17 protein-coding genes and 1 tRNA gene are annotated in these 20,221 nt (G+C 64.6%); 6 read left to right on the forward strand and 12 right to left on the reverse strand.

What is annotated here, in order from left to right:
- Nucleotides 1-72: 72 nt before the first annotated feature.
- The gene (locus ACFQS4_RS09410; RefSeq protein ID WP_497901261.1) at nucleotides 73-798 is read left to right on the forward strand and encodes a protein sorting system archaetidylserine decarboxylase; all 726 of its coding nucleotides are present in this window, start codon (nucleotides 73-75) and stop codon (nucleotides 796-798) included.
- Between the two features lie 93 nt (nucleotides 799-891).
- Here the strand turns inward: ACFQS4_RS09410 and ACFQS4_RS09415 are convergent, their stop codons facing one another.
- Nucleotides 892-3,087 (reverse strand): AAA family ATPase, encoded by a 2,196-nt coding sequence (locus tag ACFQS4_RS09415; protein ID WP_497901262.1) that lies wholly within the window; start codon nucleotides 3,085-3,087, stop codon nucleotides 892-894.
- 412 nt (nucleotides 3,088-3,499) lie between these two features.
- Here ACFQS4_RS09415 and ACFQS4_RS09420 point away from each other — a divergent pair, with 412 nt between their 5' ends.
- Both ACFQS4_RS09420 and ACFQS4_RS09425 read left to right on the forward strand, forming a co-directional pair.
- Nucleotides 3,500-5,041 (forward strand): outer membrane protein assembly factor BamB family protein, encoded by a 1,542-nt coding sequence (locus ACFQS4_RS09420; protein ID WP_497901263.1) that lies wholly within the window; start codon nucleotides 3,500-3,502, stop codon nucleotides 5,039-5,041.
- Nucleotides 5,042-5,122: 81 nt separating this feature from the next.
- The gene (locus tag ACFQS4_RS09425) at nucleotides 5,123-5,977 is read left to right on the forward strand and encodes a triphosphoribosyl-dephospho-CoA synthase (RefSeq protein WP_497901264.1); all 855 of its coding nucleotides are present in this window, start codon (nucleotides 5,123-5,125) and stop codon (nucleotides 5,975-5,977) included.
- A gap of 128 nt (nucleotides 5,978-6,105) precedes the next feature.
- Here ACFQS4_RS09425 and ACFQS4_RS09430 read toward each other — a convergent pair whose 3' ends face one another.
- Nucleotides 6,106-6,483, reverse strand: a complete 378-nt coding sequence (locus ACFQS4_RS09430; RefSeq protein ID WP_497901265.1) for an Ig-like domain-containing protein — start codon at nucleotides 6,481-6,483, stop codon at nucleotides 6,106-6,108.
- A 187-nt stretch (nucleotides 6,484-6,670) separates the two neighbouring features.
- Here ACFQS4_RS09430 and ACFQS4_RS09435 point away from each other — a divergent pair, with 187 nt between their 5' ends.
- Together ACFQS4_RS09435 and ACFQS4_RS09440 are read left to right on the forward strand one after the other, a co-directional pair.
- Complete coding sequence (locus tag ACFQS4_RS09435) at nucleotides 6,671-7,315, forward strand: DUF447 domain-containing protein (protein ID WP_497901267.1); 645 nt, start codon at nucleotides 6,671-6,673, stop codon at nucleotides 7,313-7,315.
- Between the two features lie 23 nt (nucleotides 7,316-7,338).
- Nucleotides 7,339-7,530, forward strand: a complete 192-nt coding sequence (locus ACFQS4_RS09440) for a 30S ribosomal protein S17e (protein ID WP_497901268.1) — start codon at nucleotides 7,339-7,341, stop codon at nucleotides 7,528-7,530.
- A 111-nt stretch (nucleotides 7,531-7,641) separates the two neighbouring features.
- Here the strand turns inward: ACFQS4_RS09440 and ACFQS4_RS09445 are convergent, their stop codons facing one another.
- The 8 genes from ACFQS4_RS09445 to ACFQS4_RS09480 all read right to left on the reverse strand — a co-directional run bounded on the left by ACFQS4_RS09445 (nucleotide 7,642) and on the right by ACFQS4_RS09480 (nucleotide 14,216).
- Nucleotides 7,642-8,289 carry a DUF8135 domain-containing protein gene (locus tag ACFQS4_RS09445; RefSeq protein WP_497901269.1) on the reverse strand — a complete coding sequence of 216 codons (648 nt, stop codon included), beginning with the start codon at nucleotides 8,287-8,289 and terminating at the stop codon, nucleotides 7,642-7,644.
- The gene (locus ACFQS4_RS09450; protein ID WP_497901270.1) at nucleotides 8,286-9,233 is read right to left on the reverse strand and encodes a hypothetical protein; all 948 of its coding nucleotides are present in this window, start codon (nucleotides 9,231-9,233) and stop codon (nucleotides 8,286-8,288) included. The genes ACFQS4_RS09445 and ACFQS4_RS09450 overlap by 4 nt, the downstream gene beginning before the upstream one ends.
- 191 nt (nucleotides 9,234-9,424) lie before the next feature.
- On the reverse strand, nucleotides 9,425-10,267 hold the full coding sequence (locus ACFQS4_RS09455) for an RAD55 family ATPase (protein ID WP_497901271.1): 843 nt from the start codon (nucleotides 10,265-10,267) through the stop codon (nucleotides 9,425-9,427).
- A 220-nt stretch (nucleotides 10,268-10,487) separates the two neighbouring features.
- Nucleotides 10,488-11,357: a succinate--CoA ligase subunit alpha gene (gene sucD / locus ACFQS4_RS09460; protein ID WP_497901272.1), complete on the reverse strand. Its 870-nt coding sequence runs from the start codon at nucleotides 11,355-11,357 to the stop codon at nucleotides 10,488-10,490.
- The gene (sucC, locus tag ACFQS4_RS09465) at nucleotides 11,354-12,499 is read right to left on the reverse strand and encodes an ADP-forming succinate--CoA ligase subunit beta (protein ID WP_497901273.1); all 1,146 of its coding nucleotides are present in this window, start codon (nucleotides 12,497-12,499) and stop codon (nucleotides 11,354-11,356) included. The genes sucD and sucC overlap by 4 nt, the downstream gene beginning before the upstream one ends.
- Before the next feature lie 197 nt (nucleotides 12,500-12,696).
- Complete coding sequence (locus ACFQS4_RS09470) at nucleotides 12,697-13,710, reverse strand: metallophosphoesterase family protein (RefSeq protein WP_500193009.1); 1,014 nt, start codon at nucleotides 13,708-13,710, stop codon at nucleotides 12,697-12,699.
- A 206-nt stretch (nucleotides 13,711-13,916) separates the two neighbouring features.
- Nucleotides 13,917-13,998: transfer RNA gene (locus ACFQS4_RS09475), tRNA-Leu, on the reverse strand.
- A gap of 47 nt (nucleotides 13,999-14,045) precedes the next feature.
- On the reverse strand, nucleotides 14,046-14,216 hold the full coding sequence (locus ACFQS4_RS09480) for a hypothetical protein (protein ID WP_253434770.1): 171 nt from the start codon (nucleotides 14,214-14,216) through the stop codon (nucleotides 14,046-14,048).
- Nucleotides 14,217-14,473: 257 nt separating this feature from the next.
- On the opposite strand from ACFQS4_RS09480, the gene ACFQS4_RS09485 reads away from it, so the two are divergent.
- Nucleotides 14,474-14,782, forward strand: coding sequence for a cyclin family protein (locus ACFQS4_RS09485; RefSeq protein ID WP_497901275.1), 309 nt, complete (start codon nucleotides 14,474-14,476; stop codon nucleotides 14,780-14,782).
- Between the two features lie 426 nt (nucleotides 14,783-15,208).
- Here the strand turns inward: ACFQS4_RS09485 and ACFQS4_RS09490 are convergent, their stop codons facing one another.
- On the reverse strand, nucleotides 15,209-19,342 hold the full coding sequence (locus ACFQS4_RS09490) for a glucodextranase DOMON-like domain-containing protein (RefSeq protein WP_497901276.1): 4,134 nt from the start codon (nucleotides 19,340-19,342) through the stop codon (nucleotides 15,209-15,211).
- 363 nt (nucleotides 19,343-19,705) lie between these two features.
- A complete protein-coding gene (locus tag ACFQS4_RS09495) occupies nucleotides 19,706-20,200 on the reverse strand; it encodes a phosphopantetheine adenylyltransferase (RefSeq protein ID WP_497901277.1) in 495 nt (164 codons plus the stop codon).
- Nucleotides 20,201-20,221 lie beyond the last annotated feature (21 nt).

The following is a 20,221-nucleotide window of genomic DNA, read 5'->3' on the forward strand; positions in this document are numbered from 1 at the left end:
GTTCGGGCGGGAATCGGTCCCACTCGAGCCGCGGTCGTAACGCCCAAGCGTTCACGCCGCGTTCGTCCGACTATGAAGTTCGCGCCGGGTGCGTGGCGCTACGCCATCGTTCCGCTGGTCGTGGCCCCGTTCGCCTACCTCATCAGCGTCGGCGTCGGCATCGCGACCCTCCTGCTCGGCGTCGGGACGCTCGCGTTCTTCCGCGATCCCGAGCGAACGCCGCCCCTATCTGGCGTCGTCGCGCCCGCCGACGGCAAGGTGTCCGTCATGCGGACCGAGGGTGACCGGTTTCGGCTGGGGACGTTCATGAACGTACACAACGTCCACGTCGTCCGTGCGCCGTTCGACGCCACGGTACGGGACGTGGAGCACTCGCCGGGCGGATTCAAACCCGCATTCTCGAAGGACTCCGACCGGAACGAGAAAGTTCACCTGCACCTTGAGCCCACAGAAGGGGCGTTCTCCGAGAATGACGACGAGACCCCCAACTCGAGCGCCGACGAAACCGAATCCCAGGAACGATCGACGGAAGCCGAGGTCACGTTCATCGCCGGCGCGTTCGCCCGCCGCATCCACCCCTACGTCGAGCCTGGCAACTCCCTTGAGCGCGGCCAGCGAATCGGCCACATCGCGTTCGGCAGTCGGGTCGACGTGGTGTTTCCCCCCTCAGTCGACCCCGAGGATCTGGTAGTCGAGCCGGGTCAGAAGATGACCGCCGGAGAGACGGTGATCCTCGAGACCGACGAAAATCTGCTGTCGGGCAACGACGGACTCGACGACGGTCGCTCGAGCCGCTGATCAGTTCCTGGCCGATGTGCGACCGGCCAACCGGCACCAGCCGTCAACCGGTCAGCCAGCACCAGTCGTCAATCGGCCAGCCAACACCAGCCGTTAGCGTTTGGCGTCCACCGCATCCCGGGCCGCCTCGAAGTGGCGCTGCTCGACGACAACGTCGTCGGCGTGGTCGTTCGCCTCTTCGGGACCGTACTTCGTAGCGACCTCGCGGATCGCCCGCATCGAGGCGTCCCGGACGAGCGCCTCGAGGTCGGCACCGGTGTAACCCTCGAGGTCGTCGGCGAGGGCATCGAGGTCGACGTCCTCCCCGAACGGCTTGCCGCGGCCGTGGACCTCGAGGATCTTGCGGCGGGCCTCGAGGTCGGGTTCGGGCACGAGGACGTGCGTGTCGAGGCGGCCTGGTCGGAGCAAGGCCGGGTCGAGGTGGTCCTTGCGGTTGGTCGCTGCCAGCACCACGAGATTCGGATTCTCCCGCATGCCGTCGAGTTCGGTCAGCAGTTGTGAGACGACGCGGTCGGTCACCTCGTGGCCGTCGTCGCGATTGGCCGCGATGGCGTCGATTTCGTCGAAGAAGACGATCGAGGGAGCCGACTGGCGGGCGCGCTCGAACACCTTGCGGATCGCTTTCTCGCTCTCCCCGACGTAGCGGTCGACGATCTCCGGGCCGTCGACGCGGACGAAGTTGACGTCGGTCTCGCCGGCGAGTGCCCGCGCGAGGAGTGTCTTCCCCGTCCCTGGCGGCCCGTAGAGCAGGACCCCCGAGGGCGGATCGGTGTTCGTTCGATCGAAGAGTCGCTCGTAGGTCAGCGGCCACTCGACGGACTCCCGGAGGACCTGTTTGGCGTCCTCGAGACCGCCGACGTCCGCGAAGTCGGTGTTGGGCGACTCGGCGACGTACTCGCGCATTGCAGAGGGTTCGACGGCCGCGAGCGCGGTGTCGAAGTCCGCCCGGGTAACCGTGGGATTCGCGCTCCAGGCCGCGCGATCGTCGGCGTCGGTGGGTCGGCGGCGGATGGCAGCCATCGCGGCCTCGGTGACGACGGAATCGAGGTCCGCGCCGACGAAGCCGTGGGTCCGACTCGCGATTTTGTCGACGTTGACGTCCTCGGCCAGGGGCATCCCGCGGGTGTGGACCTCGAGGATCTCGCGTCGACCGACCATGTCCGGGACGCCGATCTGGATCTCGCGGTCGAAGCGGCCGCCGCGCCGGAGCGCGGGATCGATGGAGTCGACCCGGTTCGTCGCCCCGATGACGATCACCTCGCCGCGGGCGTCGAGCCCGTCCATCAGGGTCAGCAACTGGCCGACGATCCGGTTCTCGGCGTCGCCGTCGTCGTCGCGCGTCCCCGCGATGGAGTCGATTTCGTCGAAGAAGATGATCGTCGGGGCGTTCTCGCGGGCCTCCTGGAAGGTCCGTCGAAGTTGCTCCTCGGACTCGCCCTTGTACTTCGACATGATCTCCGGCCCGGAGATGGTGACGAAGTTGGCCTCGACCTCGTTGGCCACTGCGCGGGCGATCAGCGTCTTCCCTGTGCCTGGCGGTCCGTACAGCAGGACGCCCGACGGCGGCTCGACCCCGAGGCGTTTGAACAACTCGGGTTCGGAGATTGGCAACTCGATCATCTCCCGGACCTGCTCGAGTTCCTCGTCGAGGCCGCCGATGTCCTCGTAGGTGACGCCCGATGGTCGATTCGGCTTGGCCGCCGTCCCTGCCGATCCGCGCCCGTCGTCGCCGTCTCGAGACGGCGTCGAACTCGGCGTATCGGCGCCGTCGGTATCGGTGTCGTCGAAGACTAGCACGGTCGTGGAGCCGGTGATCTGGACGTCGCCCGCGGGTTCGGTCTCGACGACGGTGAAGGGGTCGGCCGCGACGCCCTCGATCCGGATCTGTTCCCCGGCGCGAATCGGCCGGTTGCGCAGTTTCTGGTTGGCGACGCGCTCGGCCAGTCGCGACTCGGCGTCGCTCAGCGACGGCGGCGGCGAGAGCGTAACGGTTTCGGCCTCCCGGATGGACGAGCCGTCCGTCGCTCGCACCTCGACGGTGTCGCCCACGTTCACGCCAGCGTTCGCGCGGGTGTCGGCGTCGATCTGGACGACCTGCTCCGGGATCGCCGGATCCGCCGGCCACATCTTCGCGACGGTTCGCCCCTCGCCCTCGATGACGACGGTGTCGCCGCTCAACACGCCGAGCTTTCGCCGCGCGGTCTCTGGGATCCGTGCGACGCCGCGGCCGGCGTCGCGCTTCTCCGCCGCGCGCACGGTCAGCGTGACGCCGTCGTCAGTCTCGGTCATGACAGATCGTTGTGGGGGAGTCGCCTTGAGAATTTCCCACCAGCGGCGATGCGTTCGATGATCGACGGGGGAGTGTCCATCGATCGGCGTCGAGAGTGGAATCTCTCCAGACGCGGGGTGAATTACGCTGGAAGCGTCGACTGCGACCCGCTAGAATCCGCCACTTCCGCCGTTCGATTCCCGCGCCGTCGCCCGAAACGACAAGGTAGGCACCACCGATTGCTCGAGCGGAAGCCCGCCTCGTGGAGTCGATCTCAGCCTCGCCCTCGACGTTCGACCGACCCCGTGTCAGCGCCATAATTACAGCGCGAGCAACAGTTTCTCTACGTGAAACGTTCGGATAAACAACCGCATAGGAATAGGAGGAAGTCCGGTTTTCCCACCTATGTCGTCCTGGAAACGACGGTCCGTCTTGGCAACAGGTGCAGCACTCGCGACTGGTAGCGTCCTCGTCTCCGCCGGAGCAACTCAGGAGGTGGAGGACTCGCAACAATCGTTCGAAGAGCAAAGTGGCTGGTCCTCCCACCACGGAGGTGTCAAAAACTCGTCGGCTATCCCGCTCGATGGCTGGTTGCCCGCGCCGACGTCGGTCGCCTGGGAGTACGACTACACCGGAGACGTTGCCGTCGTCGATGGGGTCGTCTACCTTCGAACTGACGGGGAAGTACACTCACTCGAGGCCGAGGACGGCACGGTCCGGTGGGAGAGCGACGACGTCGGTGCCGCGGGGACGCCGGCGGTGGTCGACGACGCCGTCTACGTCGGCGGCGACGCAGTGACGGCGCTCGAGGCTCGGACGGGCGAGATTCGCTGGCGAGCGGAATTCGAGTCCGATAGCGAGGTTTCGGTTCCGGAGCCGGTCGTCGCATACGAGACAGTGTACGTCGTCGTCGACGGGACCCTGTACGCGCTCGACCGAACCGACGGCTCGGTCCGGTGGAAGCGAGAGTCCGTCAAACTCGAGACCCGCCATTGGGAGGAAAAAGAGGAGGAGGCGGTTCGGTTCACATCGACGCCGGTCGCCGCTGACGATAAATCGATCTACGCGGGCGTCGGCGATGCGGGCTTCGTCGCGCTCGATCCGGTTACGGGTGACGAGCAGTGGTCCTACCGGAAACTGTATCATGCCACGCATGTTGACTATCACGACCACCTCACCGTCGGGGCGGGACTCCTCTTCACGGGGCAGATCAGCGACGGCGAGGAATTCCCCGTCCTCGACGTGACGACCGGTGATCAAGTCGGCTACACGACGTACCGGTTCCCGCTAGCGGTGACAGAAACGGCAAAAGTCGCGGTGGGCAGAGCCGGCTTCGGAGCGTACCACTACGACACGGACTCCCGGTGGTCAATCGGCGGCTCGACGGACGCCTGGGGCCGACCAATCGTTGCCGGGAAAACCGTTGTCATTCCGCACCACTCGTATTCGAGGGAACAGCCAGAGCTGTACGGATTCGACCTCGAAAACGGGGACGAACTCTGGTCGTTTTCGCTCGCGAAACTCGGCGTCGAGGATTACAGGGGCGCAATGTGGCCGGCCATGTCGTGCGCCGCCAACGGGGACACTCTGTACGTCTCGACACCGGATAGGGTCGCGGCCCTTCGCTCGTCCGAAGACGGGGACGAGAACCCGAACGGCAATCCCCCACGTCTCTCGGTCCAGGCCCCGGAATCGATCGAATACCGGGAAGACGCCGAGCCCGCCGAAGACGGCGCGGACTTCGACGTCACCGTGACGAACCGACGCGACGAGACGACCTCGATCGAGGTCCGGCTCGAGATCGGTCCGTACAACGAGTCGATTTCCCTCGAATTGGACGGTGGCGAGACCGACGCCGTTCACTTCACCGTCACGAGCAGGGATCTCGGGGTTGGCGAACACGACTGGATCGTCTCCGCGAACGACGTGACCGAGACGGGGACACTGGTCGTCACCGAGCCGAAGGAGTGCTGAGCGTCAGGAGCGCGGTACGCGAGACGACTCGACGGCCACGAGACACCTACGCCTAAGCCTCGCCGGCGTGGAGGTGATGGCATGCGACCGGATCGAACCGCTGAACTCGCGCTCTTGCTCGAGGTCGCCGGCACGCCGAAGCCCGGGAACGTCGACCGACACCGCGACCTCGAGGACTTACGATTCGAACACTTCCTCGCAGGGGCCGTGGGAGCCCGCGACGGCCTCGAGATGGCAGCCGACGGCGCATCCGTCGGTCCGGCGTTCGAACGCGCGATCGAAGGCATGGCCGAACAGGAGGGCGGGAACACGCAGTTCGGCGCACTGCTGGTGCTCGTTCCGCTCGTTCGGGCTGCTCGAGACGGTGACGGCCTGACCAGATCCGCCGTCACGAGCGTCGTCGAGGGGACGACCGTCGCCGACGCGGCGGCGTTCTACCGCGCGTTCGATTACGTCGACGTCTTCGTCGGCGACCCGCCCGCGGACATGGAACCCCTCGACGTGCGCCGCGGGAGCGACGCGATTCCGGCCCTCGAGGAGCGCGGGCTGACGCTGTACGACGTGATGGACGGGAGCGTCCCCGGCGACGACGTCGCTCGCGAGTGGATCCGCGGGTTCGAGCGGTCGTTCGCCGCGGCCGACCGCCTCGAAGCGGCCGGGGGATCGATCCTCGAGCGCGCCGCCTCGGTCTTCCTCTCGTTGCTCGCAGAGCGTCCGGACACCCTCGTCGCCGCCCGCCACGACGAGGACGTCGCGGTCGAGGTGACCGACCGCGCTGCGATGCTCTACGAGCGGGACGCCCTCGAGACCGATCGACCGGCGGTCGAGACGTTCGCCGACGAGCTGGTCGACCGGGGGATCAACCCGGGAACGACGGCGGATCTCACCGCGGCCGGGCTATTCATCGCCCTCGAGCGCGAATCGGTCGAGATATGAGTGATTCCGGCCCGGACGGCGACGTTCGCTGGGTACTTGTACAATGCAGTAGGTGCAGTGGGAAGCCAGGTCTGCCATGTCCCGGAGCATCCACGAGCTGAAACAGTGCTTCAGGAATTTGTAAGGAACTAGCAGTCTTCATAGATCGCCAGGGCGTTGCCGATGTCTATTTCGAAGGTCATCCTCGAAGTATGGCAAAGTTGGGTATCTACTTCGTGTTCGAACTTATTATCTCCATGATAATCGAGTGTTAAAGATAATGTATATTGTCCTGGTTTCGCAATATCTTCACGATCTATAGTTTCTGAGGCAGGAACCTCAAATGAATCGTGGAAAATAGTATCTGATCCAGTTTCAACAGAGATGGAAACGGGTCTTTTAGATTCTGTAAGGTTTCGAACTGATAGGGAGAGATCATCCCGTGTTACCCACCAACCGATACCACCAATACTGACGAGTCCTGTCGTGGCTATACCAAAGGTTTTCAAGAATCCTCTTCTATCCATAGAAAATCTATATCCGAAGAGCATATATGATTATTGTAGGATTTACCTCCGTTACATTATTTCTCATAGCTACCATCCACACCATAATCGGTACTAACATCGGCGACCACGAGGACAATCCGGGAACGCCGGCCGATCTCACCGCGGCCGGGTTATTCATCGCCCTCGAGCACGAAACGGTCGAGATATGAGCGACCCGGGAACCGTCGACGACGGCGCGAACACCGTAGGGTGGCCACTCGAGTTACGCGGCGTCAGCGAAACCGTCGTCACCACGCTCGGGCCCAATGGGCTGTGGAACGTCGCCGCACTCGGCGTGTTCGCCGGCGACCCCGCCACCGCCAGAACGTGGGGCAACACGCGAACGCGCCGGAACTTCGAGCGGCGAGGCGAGGGCTACGTCCAGTTCACCCGCGACCCGGTCGACTTCGTCGACGCCGCGCTCTCGATCACCGAACGCGAGGACCCGATCCTCAAGTCCGCCGACGCCTGGGCTCGCGTCGCAGTCGAGCGAGTCGAGACCGGCACGGCCGACGGCACCGGCTGGGCGGAGTGGACGCTCGAGCCACGCGAGTCGGCCGTCGAACGCGAGTCCGTGACGCCGGTCCCAATCAATCGCGGCTTCGGCGCCGTGATCGAGGCGACCGTCGCGGCCTCCCGCCTCGGAGTCGAGGGCTACGACCGCGCGCGACTCGAGGGGCTGTTAGAGCACTGCTTCGAGGTTGTCGACCGGGCTGGCGGCACCAGAGAGCGAGCGGCGTTCGGGAATCTCGTGGCGTACAGCGAGTGGAACCCGTCGGCGCGAGCGCGAGACGAGAACGAATGGCTTTAGAAGGCGCTCACGGAATAACGGGTATGGCAATCAAGCCGGCCTACATCAAAAAGACGGGGAACATCCTCCTGGAGCAGTATCCGGAGGCGTTCACGACCGACTTCGAACAGAACAAAGACAGCGTCACGAAGCTGACGAACATCGAATCGAAGGGCGTTCGAAACCGAATCGCGGGCTACGTCACGCGAAAGAAAGGCGCCGCCATTTCGGCCTGAATTGGGGATTTTCTCGACTGCCACTGAATCGGTGAGTGACGACGCTGACGACCTTTGAGCCGGCGAGTCGACACGATAGCGACTCGAAACACTACGCGTTCGAGCCCACGCTCATCGATCCCGCTCGAGCGCCTCGTCCTCGAGCACGACGGGACAGTCGACGACGCGATAGGTGTCCATCGAAGGCATCTCGAGGATTTCCGTCCCCTCGTGGGTGCAGGCGACCGTGGGTGGGTCGGAAAAGTACTCACACTGGTGGCAGTAACTTCGCTTCGGAATAGTCCGATACTCCCGTTCGGTGGATGGTTCCGGCGACACCTCCGTGGACTCGTCCTCGAGTTCCGCCCAGAGGCGCTCGCGATCGATTTCGGCGACGTCTTCCCGATCGAACAGGTCGTCGATGGCCGGATCCCGCTTCGGCGATGACGTCGCCTGGTCGGAGACTCGTGCCGCGAGGTCGCCGAGGGGGTCCGTACGGTCGTCAGGTTTCTGGGAGGCTGACTCGAGTGCTGGCGGCGTCTCGTCAGTGGTGTCGGGTTCGAGCGCTCGTTCGTCGAACGCCACGGCTCTCGAGTCCTCGTCCGCTTCTGAGTTTTGGCCCGGTCTCGAGTTCGCGTCTGGGTCCGACGCGTCCAAGTTTGACGCGTCCGAGTTCGATGCAGAATCCGAATCTGGGTCCGAGTTCGTGTCTACGTCCACATCACCGTCGTCGAACTCCCGGCTCACATCGCCGCCGCCGTCGCTACGATCGTCACTCATTTGCCTTCCTCCTCGCTCGCGGTCGATTGGTCGTCGACCGCCGGTTCCGCGTCGGCCTCGACCGTCTCGAAGACCGACGCCGTCTCGTCGGTGTCGACCGCCGCGTGCGCTGCCGGTTCGAGGGCCGGCGGCTCGCCCGTCTCGAGCGTGTGCGACCCCAGGAACGAGCGCTTCTTCGAGACGTCCGCGAACTGCGTACCACAGTATGGGCAGGTCGGTTCGGTCAGGAGTCCCATCGAAACGGCCGTCGAACACGCCGCGCAGGTGGCCGTCTGAATCCCGAGCCGACTCGCCGCTCGCTGCAGTCGTTCGGCCTCCGAACGGCGACGCTCGCGAGCCGCGAGGGCGTCTCGCTGTTCGCGAAGGTCGAGCACCGCCGTCGCCAGCGTCGTCGACCGCCGCTCGAGTTCGTCGGTGGTCTCCAGAACGTGCTCGAGGACGTCCTCGAAGTTCTCGAAGCCCGAGTCGACCGCCTCCGAGAGGGCCTCGAGGTCGGCTTCCAGGCTCGAAAGCGCGTCGATCCGGTCCTCGAACGCCGACAGTCGCTCTGCCACGGTCTCGAGGTCCTCGTCGAGCGCTTCGACCGCCGAACGGTCGGCGTACTCGTCATGGTCGTGCTCCTCGGGGGCCTTCCCATCAGCCTCCTGCTTGACCTGGACGACGCGCTCACGAACGTCTTCGACGTGGTCGATGAACTCGGTTCGCTGCTCCTCGAGTGCGGATCGGAGCGTCTCGGAGTCGACGGGCTCGATCCGGTCTTCGTCAGGGCCTTCATCGTCGGGTCCCGCATCGTCGGTGGTGACCGCGTGCGTCGCCGACAGGAGCTGTCGACAGAACGCCGCTCGCGTCTCGCCGTGCCGGTCAGCCTCCTCGTCGATCCAATCGTCCACATCGGCTGGTAACGCGAACGAGACCGCCCCGTCCTCGTGGTTCTCGCTCGCCATGCGTACCCGATTCGACGGGCGCACTCTTAGGGGTTGTGTCGGTTTCAGCGCTCGATACGCGCAGGAGATTGGCTCTCAGCGTGGTATTCGGCTGACGGGTGTAGATGGGCGGATGGCGAGGGATGGAGGTGGGGGCGGTGAAGGGAGGAGATGGGGATATGAGGGCGGTGAAGGGGAGGGGTGGGAGGAGCCTACCGAATTTTTCGAACGTTACTGATGTCGAACCCGCTGTCGCGAATCTCGGTTTCGAACTGGACGATGTTCTCGTCCTCGAGCCGCGAGAGCACGCCTCGAAACTCCTCGACGACCAGCGTTCGATCCCGTTCGGAGCCTCCGCTCTCCCACTCGAAGTGTAGCGTCCCGTCGACGGCTTCCTTGAGCCGACCGAACGCCTGCCCGGTGAGCGTTTCGACATCGACGAGCAACAGGACGATGCCACCCCATCGGTACGCCGCTCGTTTGAGCCCCTTGAGCAGGATCGTCAGATCGCTCTGGGAGAACTGGTCGCTGGTGGCCGCGGCCGCCAGCAGGTCCGTTGCGGAGTCGATAACGACCAGATTCCCGGAAGCGTGTTCCGTGAGGTACTCGCCGAGCGCCTCGAGCACGTTCCGGCGGTTCGTCCCGTCGCCAAGGTTCGTGATGTCGGTTCGCGTGTCGCTGTACCAGTCGGTCGGTACCGGGGTCAACTGGAAGAACTCCTGGGAGAGGTCGACGAACGAGACGGCCGACGTCCCCGCCTCGACGAGGTCGTCGTCGAGGACGAACCGCATCTCGTCGACTATCGCGTCGCGTTCGCTCGTAAAGGAGACGTAATGAACGTTGTCGGGGAGCACGACGCCAGGCTCGAGGTCGCCGTAGTAGAACTCGAACTGGTCGCCGTCGGCTCTGGCGAGGCCGTTCATGGCCGTCGCCGTGTAACAGAACTCCCGGCCGCCGGCACCCGCCTCGGTCGCCAGCAAGACGACGCTTCCGCTCGGTGCGCCGCCGCCGATCATCGCGTCGAACCGCGAGATACCGAGTGGCATCCGCTGCATACGGTCAGCGTCGCAGGGGACTCGCTTACGTGTTGTGGCAGGCTCGAGGTCGTCCGGAGACAGCAGAGAGTCACGCAGTAACGGATGTACTCTCGACTCGAGTGAATCCTCGACTCGAGTGCGTGTCCTCGTCTCGAGTCGCCTCGGAGCCTAAAAACGAAACGACGAAACAACGAAACAACGAAACAACGAAATAATGAAAATCCGACCGACTCGCGCTCTAGAGGAAGCTCTCGATGTGATCGGCGACTTCCTCGGGCGTGTCGCCGACGGGGACGCCCGCGTCGTTGAGCGCGTCGATCTTGCTCTCTGCGGTGCCGGTACCCGAACCGGAGACGATGGCGCCCGCGTGGCCCATCCGCTTTCCTGGCGGGGCCGTTCGGCCGGCGATGAAGCCTGCGACGGGCGTCTCGACGTGCTCGTCGATGTACGCCGCGGCCTCCTCTTCGTCCTCGCCACCGATCTCGCCGCACATGACGATCGCCTTTGTCTCAGGATCGTTCTCGAACAGCTCGAGGGCGTCGACGAAGTCGGTGCCGATGATCGGGTCGCCGCCGATACCGACGGCGGTGGTCTGGCCGATCCCGCGCTGGGTGAGGCTGTCGACGACCTGGTAGGTCAGCGTGCCGGAGCGGGAGACGAGACCGACGTCACCCTCGGCGAAGATGTTGCCGGGAAGGATGCCGAGTTTGGACTCGCCGGGCGTGATCAGGCCGGGACAGTTCGGCCCGATGAGCCGCGTGTCGGTCTCGGTCAGGCGCTTGTTGACCTTCGCCATGTCCTGGGTCGGGACGCCCTCGGTGATCGCGACCGCGAGGTCGAGGTCCGTGTCCAGGGCCTCGAAGATGGCATCCGCGGCGAACGCAGGCGGGACGAAGATGACCGAGGCGTCGGCGTCTTCTTCCTCGACGGCCTCGTCGACCGTGTCGTAGACCGGGACGCCGTGGACCTCCTGGCCGCCCTTTCCGGGGACGGCGCCAGCGACCACGTTGGTCCCGTACTCGAGCATCTGACCGGCGTGGAACTTCCCTTCGCCGCCGGTGATTCCCTGTACAACCACGCGAGTGTCGTCGTCGACTAAGACGCTCATTGTTCTCCCTCCGCGTACTCGACGGCACGCTGAACCGCATCCTCGAGGGTCTGTTCGACCGTCACGAGGTCCTCGTTCAGAATCTCCATGCCTTCCTCCCAGTTCGTTCCGGCCAGCCGCACGACGACCGGCTTTGGAATCTCGTCGAACTGTCCGAGGGCCTCGTTGATCCCTTTGGCGACCTCGTCGCCGCGGGTGATGCCCCCGAAGATGTTGAACACGACCGAATCGACGTTCTCGTCGGAGAACACCATATCCAGCGCGTTGGCGATTCGCTCGGCCTTCGCGCCGCCACCGACGTCGAGGAAGTTCGCGGGCTTCCCCCCGTAGTGGTCCACGAGGTCCAGCGTCGTCATCACGAGACCGGCACCGTTGCCGATGATCCCGACGTTGCCCTCGAGGCGGACGTAGTCGAAGTCGTACTCGTCGGCCTTCTGCTCGAGTTCGTCGCCGCTCGCGGCTTCGTCTTCCATCTCCGCGAGCTCGGGCTGGCGGAACAGGGCGTCCTCGTCGATGTTCATCACGGCGTCGGCCGCGATGACCTCGCCGTCGCTGGTGACCATCAGCGGGTTGATCTCGGCGTCGGATCCGTCGCGGTCGTCCCAGAGGTCGTAGAGCGTCGTCAAGACGCCCGCCACGTCGAGGGCGAGGTCCGGATCGACGTCCGCGTCGTAGACGGCCTTGCGAGCCTGGTAGGGGTGCATGCCGAACGCGGGATCGACGTGTTCACGAGCGATCGCTTCGGGCGTCTCCTCGGCGACCTGCTCGATGTCGACGCCGCCTTTCGTCGAGACCATGGCGACGGGCTTGCCCTCCCCGCGATCCATCGTTACGCCGACGTACAGTTCGTTGACGAAGTCGACGGCTTCCTCGACCAGCACGCGGTCAACGTGGTAGCCCTTGAGGTCCATCCCGAGGATCGATTCGGCCGCGTCGCGGGCCTCGTCGGCGTCCTCGGCGAGTTTGATCCCGCCGGCCTTGCCGCGACCCCCGACCTGAACCTGTGCCTTGATCGCGACCGGATAGCCGATCTCGTCGGCGGCCGCCAGGACGCCGTCGACGTCCGACGCGAGCGTCGACGCTGGCGTCGGAACCCCGGCGTCAGCGAACACCTGCTTCGCCTGGTACTCGTGGAGTTTCATTGCGCACTCGAAAAGCAGTCGCGCCGTTGCTTAAATCATGGGAGTTTGCGTCGAGTCTCGAGTTTCGTGGCTCGAGTTGTCACACCTGGTTACCTGCGATGTGTGCAGCTATGATGGATACAAGGATGAGGTGAGTAATCCCGAAACGTTCCGTGAAACGGGTTTTATCGATGGTCGTTGTGGGATGATCGAGGGGATTACGGAATATCGTACTGCTCGAAAGCAATCGCTTCGTCCCTGACGGTCAGAAGCCACGCGACTCGATCGACTGGGTCGACGTTCTTGCTCATTCTCTCAGCCGCGCCAGCATACATCACAGGGACTCCTCGCCATTTCTTTGACCTGGCATCGTGATGATGTCCCGAAACAACGGAATCGAATTGACTCCCAAACCGACGTTGAATCTGATAGAGATCAACGCTTTTTCGACCGGGTCCAGAAAGCTGCTCGAGCGTCTGGTGGAGGATAAGAATAGAAACGGGTTCACTGACTGCGTTTGGAAACTCGAGAGTATGCCAGCGAAGCTTGCCTTCTGGATGGTGATCGATACCGAAAAGTCGGACCGTCGATTTGACCGATATTCCACTGGTGTCGATCCGTGAGACCTGCACGCTGTCTCTGCTTGCGAGCAATTCGTCGCCTGGTTCTGCCGAGTGATTACCGCGAACGTAGTAGAACGGGATCCCAGCTTCGGCCAGCGGGTCAAAGACGCGTTGCTCGACGGCCTTCGCTTGAACGGCAGTCGCCGTATCGTGGAAAATATCCCCAACGTGTACGACTGCATCGACGTCCTGTTCGATACCGTAGTCGACAGCCGCACTGAACGCCCCAATCGGATCGATCGTTTCACCAGTTCGTGGATGCGTGGTCCGACCGACGTGCGTATCCCCAATCACCAGAATTCCGGCGGTTCGTTCGATCGGACCAATCGAATCGATCTCCGTTCGTTTGCTCGGAGAGAGCTCGAGAGCGTATCCACCACCTCCAGCTTGAACTGCGCATCTGGAAATTCGATACCGGTGGTTTCGCTTCCAGTCAATCGAGATTTTCGCGCCTTCGTAGTCGACGAGCCGTAGTTCGTTTCCTCTACAGTCGACGAGGGCAACTTCCGCTCGCCGCGCGACTTCAGGGTCCCAACAGACTTCTGTAACGGTGAACACCATCGGGCCAGAAAGTCTATCACCAGGAGAGAGATTCTCGATCGTCGCCACCATAGATCACTGGTCTCCCAGACTCGGGTTCCCAGCAAAGGTGTGTCGGCCTCGATCCCCAGTCAGTGGGGAACAGGAGTGGTCACCACTCGAGGCGCGGGACAGGATTCGAACAACGCGAAGACGTGCTCACTTCGTTGCGCGCGACTTCTCTCGTTCGAATCCCTCGTCGCGATGCCTCTCCTCGCGGAGTGCTCGGAGAGGCATGCGCGGGACAGGATTCGAACCTGCGGACTCCTACGAGACAGCGTCCTAAGCGCTGCGCCGTTACCACTTGGCTACCCGCGCTCGAGTTCGAATACACGTCGAATCGGCTAAGAAAGTATCGGTCCGTCCTAGTGCGTCACCGGTTCCTCGGGCGACCAGTCCGGCGGCACGATGAACGTGATGTGCTCGGCGTCTCGCAACTGGTGGAGTTCGGCTGCCTGCTCGGCCAACGATCGGTCTCGATACGGCATCTCGAGCCCACAGCCAGTACAGACGAGTTTGCAAGTTGGTTCGTTCATGTGGTGACGCGTACCCCCCGCCGGGTGCGTGGTCCTTGCTTCGAATCCGAACCGCTTTAGTAAGAGTGACCTAGTGAAATCCCGGGCGAACGGCCAGTTAGCCTAGGGTTTCGTAGCTGGACGTTGTCTGGCGTAGCACGTTATTGCGATGAGAATCACGGCTGCCGCCACAGTCCTCGATAGGTGAACGATGGTGGGACGCGACGGGAGCGATCGCCAACCGTGTGTTTATGGTGCAACCATCCGTTGTAACGAGCATGTACAGCGCCAATACGCGCGTCGAACACGAACCGTGGCTCGAGGAACTCGAGCAGGCCGCGGATCGCCTCGAGCTGACGGGCGAGGCTCGCTCGACGGCCGCCGATCTCTTTCTCGCGAACGTCCCCGAGGCCGATCGATCGAAGCCGGCGGTGCTGGCCGCGAGTATCTACGCCGGGTCGCTCGTCGCGGGCGACGGCCGCACCCAGTGTGCCGTCGCCGAGGCTGCGGACGTCTCCCGCCTCTCCATCCAACAGCGCTGGAAGGACCTGCTGGCTGGCGCCGGACTCGAGCCGCCGAAGTGGTAGACCGATCGGTGATCGAGCGCAACGCGAGTGACTCACCTGGACCTGGAAGAACGCGCAGACGCGCCGAACCGCATCGTCAGCGCAGATCGCCACCGATCCGAGCGAATCAGCTGAGCGCCTGATTCCCTCGCGAACGCATCCTCTTCTATTCGCGATCCACCGTCGCCAGATAGTGAGGGCTTCATTCGGCGCACTGAGTAATGGTCGATACTCCCGATTCACGGGATCGTTCCAGCGGGAAAACACCGATGTCCTTCCGGTAGGCGGCCGCTACACTAGCGAAAGTGTTCCGTTTCCTGATGGTTTTCGAGACGTCGAGACGCGTTTTCGCCCGGTGCGCTCACCGAGTGTCGCCGACCGATTCGCGCTCGAGACGACCACGCCCACCGGCCTCGAACGCCGACGGCAAATGCGAGTAGCGAGGCGTTATTCGTCGTCCTCGCGGGCGAGACGCTTCGCTGCCAGTGCGGTTCCGCCGGCGACGCCTGCGGTGCCGACGACGGCGCCGAAACCGGGGAGTCCATCGTCTTCCGATCCGCCGTTTCCGCCGCTTCCGCTGTCGTCGCTCGAGCCGCCATTACTCTCGTCCGTACTTTCGTTTTCGTCGTTGCCGTTGCCGTCGGCGTCGCTACCATTGTTGTCTGCGCCATCGCCGTCGCTGCCGTCGTCGCCGTCGGCCCCTTCGCTGCCGCCGCTTCCATCGCTTCCATCGCTCCCGTCGCTCGAGGACCCGTCCCCGGCCTCGGGCAGGTCGACGTCACCGAGTACGACGAACGGAAGTTGCGGCACCGATCCGTCGGATTCCGAGAGCACTTCGACGCGGTCCACGCCCTCGGGGGTGACCATGTCCATCACGGCCGGATCGTTCTCGCCAGTGCCGCCGCCGATAACGTACTCGCCGGCCTCGGGGGCGATACCGCGAATCGCGCCGTCCCCGTAGCCGTCGAACGGGGCGACGAGTGCCGCGATACCGATCCCGCCGTCGACATCGACGTCCCAGCCGATGGCGTCGGCAGGAACGCGGACCGAGACCGTGCCCCCTTCCACGTTCGTCTCGACGTTCGACGACACGGAATCGCCCGCCGCCGACTCGACGCTCTTGACCGACTCGCCGTTGACGACGACGCGGTAGTGGTAGGGCGTCGCCATGTTGGCGTTCAGCCCGGTTCGACCCTCCGTGGTTCCCTCTACGTCGGCGTCGGGGTCGTGGACGTACACCTGGAAGAACTGGTGGGAGAAGCCGCGGGGGAGCCCCCAGGGGTTCTGGATCTCGCTGGCCATCGTGAACGCGAACTCGACGTGATCTCGCGAGGCCGAGACGGTCAGTTCGTCGATGTCCCAGGCACCCTCGTAGAAGTCGTCGCTCGTCGGGTACTCGTAGGTCCCCGGGCCGTAGGGCTCGCCGGTGGGTTCGTCGAACGTGGCGACCGGCTCGAGTGTGGTCACGAGCGGGATGTACTGCACTGTCGCTCGCGTCCCGTCGCTGTAGGCCAATCCACGGTACCAGTCGACGTCTGCCGGCGTCACCACGTCGATCGCGTTCGGCGCGGAGTCGTTCTGTGCGCCGCCGAAGGTCGTCTCGGTGGCCTCCGCCTCGGCCTGCATGACGTTCCCCGGCGCGTCCGGATCGTAGCCCAGCATCACCACCGCGACGTCCAGGTCGTCGAGGGGCGTCTCCAGCGCGGCCTTCGGCACGTCGACGAGAATCTCGTCGGCGGCCGGGTTCGCGGCGACGTCGCCCTCGGCGAGGAGCGTCCCGTCGGCGGCCTCGAGTCGCGTCCCGTGTTCGCCGTCGACGACGACCCGGTACTGGTGAGGGCGCTCGAGAGTCGCGTTGACGCCCTCACGCATCTCCGTCGTCCCGTCGTCGGAGCCGTCGCTGAGGTACAACTGGAGGTGCTGGGCGGAGAAGCCCCCGTCGTAGCCGTCGTAGTTCTCGAGGTCGCCGCCGACCGCCGCGCGGAACTGGTAGGTATCGCCGCCGTCGTGAACCGAGAACGCGGTCAGATCGAAGATGCCGTCGGTGAACCGGTCGTCGGTCGGGTACTGGTAGCGGCCGTTGCCGCCCTTGTCGGTTCCCGGGGTGACGGAGAGGTTCGCGATGCGGTCGCCCGCGGCGAAGAACGTCGGCGTCTCGAGGATCGCGACCTGGTCAACCTCGACAGCGCGTCGTTCGTCGTCGGCCTCGACCTCCAGATCCGCGCCGGAGACGACGTCGGTCACGTGCACGTCCGACCGCAGGTCGACGGTCGCTGCCCCTTCGGGGTCGAAGTTGACGATCACGACGACGCGCTCGGGCCCGTCGACGTCCTCGAGGTGGCTGGCGTCGCGGCCGAAGACGAGCACGCGGTCGTCGGATTCGTGCCACTCGCCGACGAGCTCGGCGTTGTTCTTCAGCACGTCGAGGTCGTGGTACGCACTGATGAGTGTCCGGTAGAACTCGAGGTGGTCCTCGTCGTACGCGTCCCAGTTCATGAACGCTCGCTGGCGACCGCCGGGGCGGACGTCGGCGCCACTGTTGACCGAGCCGTCGTCATTGTAGCCTCGAAGGTCGTCCTCGCCCATGTGTCGACCCTTGCCGAAGCGGCTGATCTGGCGCTCCTGGCCGTAGTAGACGAAGGGGACGCCGGGGAGGGTGACGCCGGCGGCCCAGCAGGCGCGCTGAAGGGCGGCGCCGCCCTCCCACTCGTCGTCGGAGGTCTCGTCGTGGTTCGGGTTCGCCTGGTCGATCACGGTCTGGTTGAGCAGGCGCAACTCGTCGTGGTTCTCGGTGGCGTTGAGCACGAGCGAGTGGTCCGGGATCCCCTCCGACGCTCGCGCCCGTACGTCGTCGTAGAGGTCGGTGGGCGAGGCCAGTCCGCCGGCAACGTCGTGGGTCGTCGTCGTGAACCCCTCGGTGTCGAAGTGCATGTCGAACTCGTTCTCCGAGAAGGCGGGATCCTTCGGGATCGTCTCGTCGAGCATGAGGAACTCGCTATCGTTCGACCGAACGACCTCGCGGACCGCCTTCCAGAAACTGTGGGGGACCCCCCAGGCAATGTCACAGCGGAAGCCGTCGACGCCGACCTCGCCCGACCAGAACTCGGCAACGGCGAGCATGTGCTCGCGGACCGCCACGTTGTCGTAGTTCCAGTTGGGCATGACCCGGAGGCCCCAGAAGCCGGTCGGACTGGGGGCCGGTTCCACCGTCTCGCCGTCGTGGGTGATCGGCGCCTCGAGGCGGTCCCACCAGTCGAAGTGTTTCGAGTCCTCGTTCCAGGCTTCCACGGGCGGGTACTCCCAGCTCGGTGCTGGCGGTTTGGATCCCTGCTCGGCGATGGTGTCCTGGAAGTAGTCGTGTCCCCGTCCGGCGTGGTTGCTCACGAGGTCGAAGACGACCTTGATGTCCTGCTCGTGGCAGGCGTCGACGAATGCCGCGTAGGCCTCGATGGGATTCATCCCGTCCGGGACGAGGTCCTCGGCGATTCCGAAGTAGTCGTTCGTGTCGTAGCCGTGCGGTCCGCCGCCGGGCGGCCCCTCCTGGAAGCCGGAATCGTTGTTGTTGCCGTACAGTTTGTCGACGCTCTCGGCCGGAACGACGGGCGTCAGCCAGACCGCGTCGACGCCCAGATCGGCGAGGTAATCGACGCCGTCGATCAGGTCCTCGAACGTCGTCGCGCCACGTTCGCCCGCCCACGAGCGCGGGAAGATCTGGTACATGACGCCCTCGGCCATCCACTCCGGCGGGCGGTTGGGCAGGTTGATCGCGCCGTCGGGTCCGAGTTCGATCGTATCGAGGGTGCTCAGGCTGTCGCCGTCGTAGGCGACCGCGTGGACGCGGGCAGGCTCGCCCTCGAGGGCCGACTCGGGTACGCGCCCGGTTAGTCCGTCGACCTGAATCGCGTCGGTAGCGAGCGCGTCGCGGTCGTCCGCGAGGAAGGCGACCTCGAGGTCGGCCCGCGTCGCCCGACTGTTCGGCGCGAGTCGCGCGTTCGTCTCGAGGACGTACTCGCCGTCCTCGTACCGTCCTTCGAGTTCGATCCGGGGCTGGCCGCCTGCTCCCCCCTCGGATTCGGGAAACGCGTGGATCGTCAGTTCATGAGTGCCGTCGGGCGCCTCGAGTTCGAGGACGTAGGTGCCGGGGACGTCGGCCTCGAACTCGGCGACGTTGTCCCGGCCCTCGTCGTACCTGGGTCGATCCAGGTCGAGTGACGACTGGTAGGTGAGCTCGACCTCGCTCCCCTCTGGACGCTGCGCGACGGACCAGGTGAAGTCCTCAGCTGTGTAGCCCTCCGGGTTCGGGCTGGCCTCGGGTACCCGCGGGGCGAGGTTGTCTCGCCCGCCAATCATCTCGGGGCCGACGAACGCCGAGTTCCACAGTTTCTCGCCGACCTGGACGAAGCGCGGGTGGCCGGGGTGGAAGGAGTCGATGCCGCTTGCCGTCACGCCCTCCGGGGCGCTCGCCGCGACCGAGCCGCTCAGTCCGGCCGTCAGTCCGTAGGCGCCGAGTCCCGCAACGCCGCCGAGGACGGTTCGTCTGTACAGCGATCTCGAGTCGTCGTCTCGTGAATTGTCGCTCATGGTTGGTGGATCGTCCGATGGTGTCCGCGAGCGCGAGTTCGGACCGCCGCTCGAGCGTGCGACTCGAGGCCGTGTGCCGTGTCATCGCGCCTGATGGCTGTTGCAAGTGGGGTGTAATTATTCCTCACACTTAGAGATATCTATTGGCGCTCCGACGAGATTAGGAAATCCGTACGTCGTCAGATAGCGGCGGTCGACCCGCTCGAGGGTTCGATCGAGTTACGGTTCTCGATCGATACTGACGGTGATAGCCAGACGCGCCGCTCGAAGACCTCGTTCGCATCCCGCAGAAAATCTGAACGGCGCTCAAGGTCGCGTCTCGGCGCCGAACGAAAACTGGCCGAATCCGCTCGGTACGTCGCGTTACTCTGGCCGAGAGGACTCCCGCCCCTCGCGGTCGGGCGTCAGGTTCCCGTGCTCGTCGATCTCGCCGTTGACGATGCGAGTACTCGAGATGATGTCGTCGTCCTCGGCCCGGACGTGGGGGACGACCACGAGTTCCAGCGGGTCGTGGCCGCGCTCGCGGCGCAGGTCGTTGATTTTCTTGCCACCATCGACCGTCTCGGGCGAGACGATCAGGTAGTCGAACTGGGCCTCTGTCGCGATTCCCGTCGGCTCGGTGAGCGTCCGGACCTCGAACTCGCGGTCGTGTTTCTCGGCGAGTGCCTCGAGTTCGGCCTCCAGGTCGCGCTTTCGCTCGTCGTAGGGGCGGACGTACCGGTCGACGTGTCGGGTCTTCGGTGCAAGTTCGTTGCTGGTCAGCCCGACGGTCACGTCCCCGAGTTCGAACGCCCGTTCGAAGAGCCGTCGATGGCCATCGTGAACGGGGTCGAAGGTCCCACCAAGCGCGACGTCCATACCCGTTGTCACTGGTGGGGT

Source organism: Saliphagus sp. GCM10025317 (assembly GCF_042663665.1).
Classification (GTDB): domain Archaea; phylum Halobacteriota; class Halobacteria; order Halobacteriales; family Natrialbaceae; genus Natronosalvus.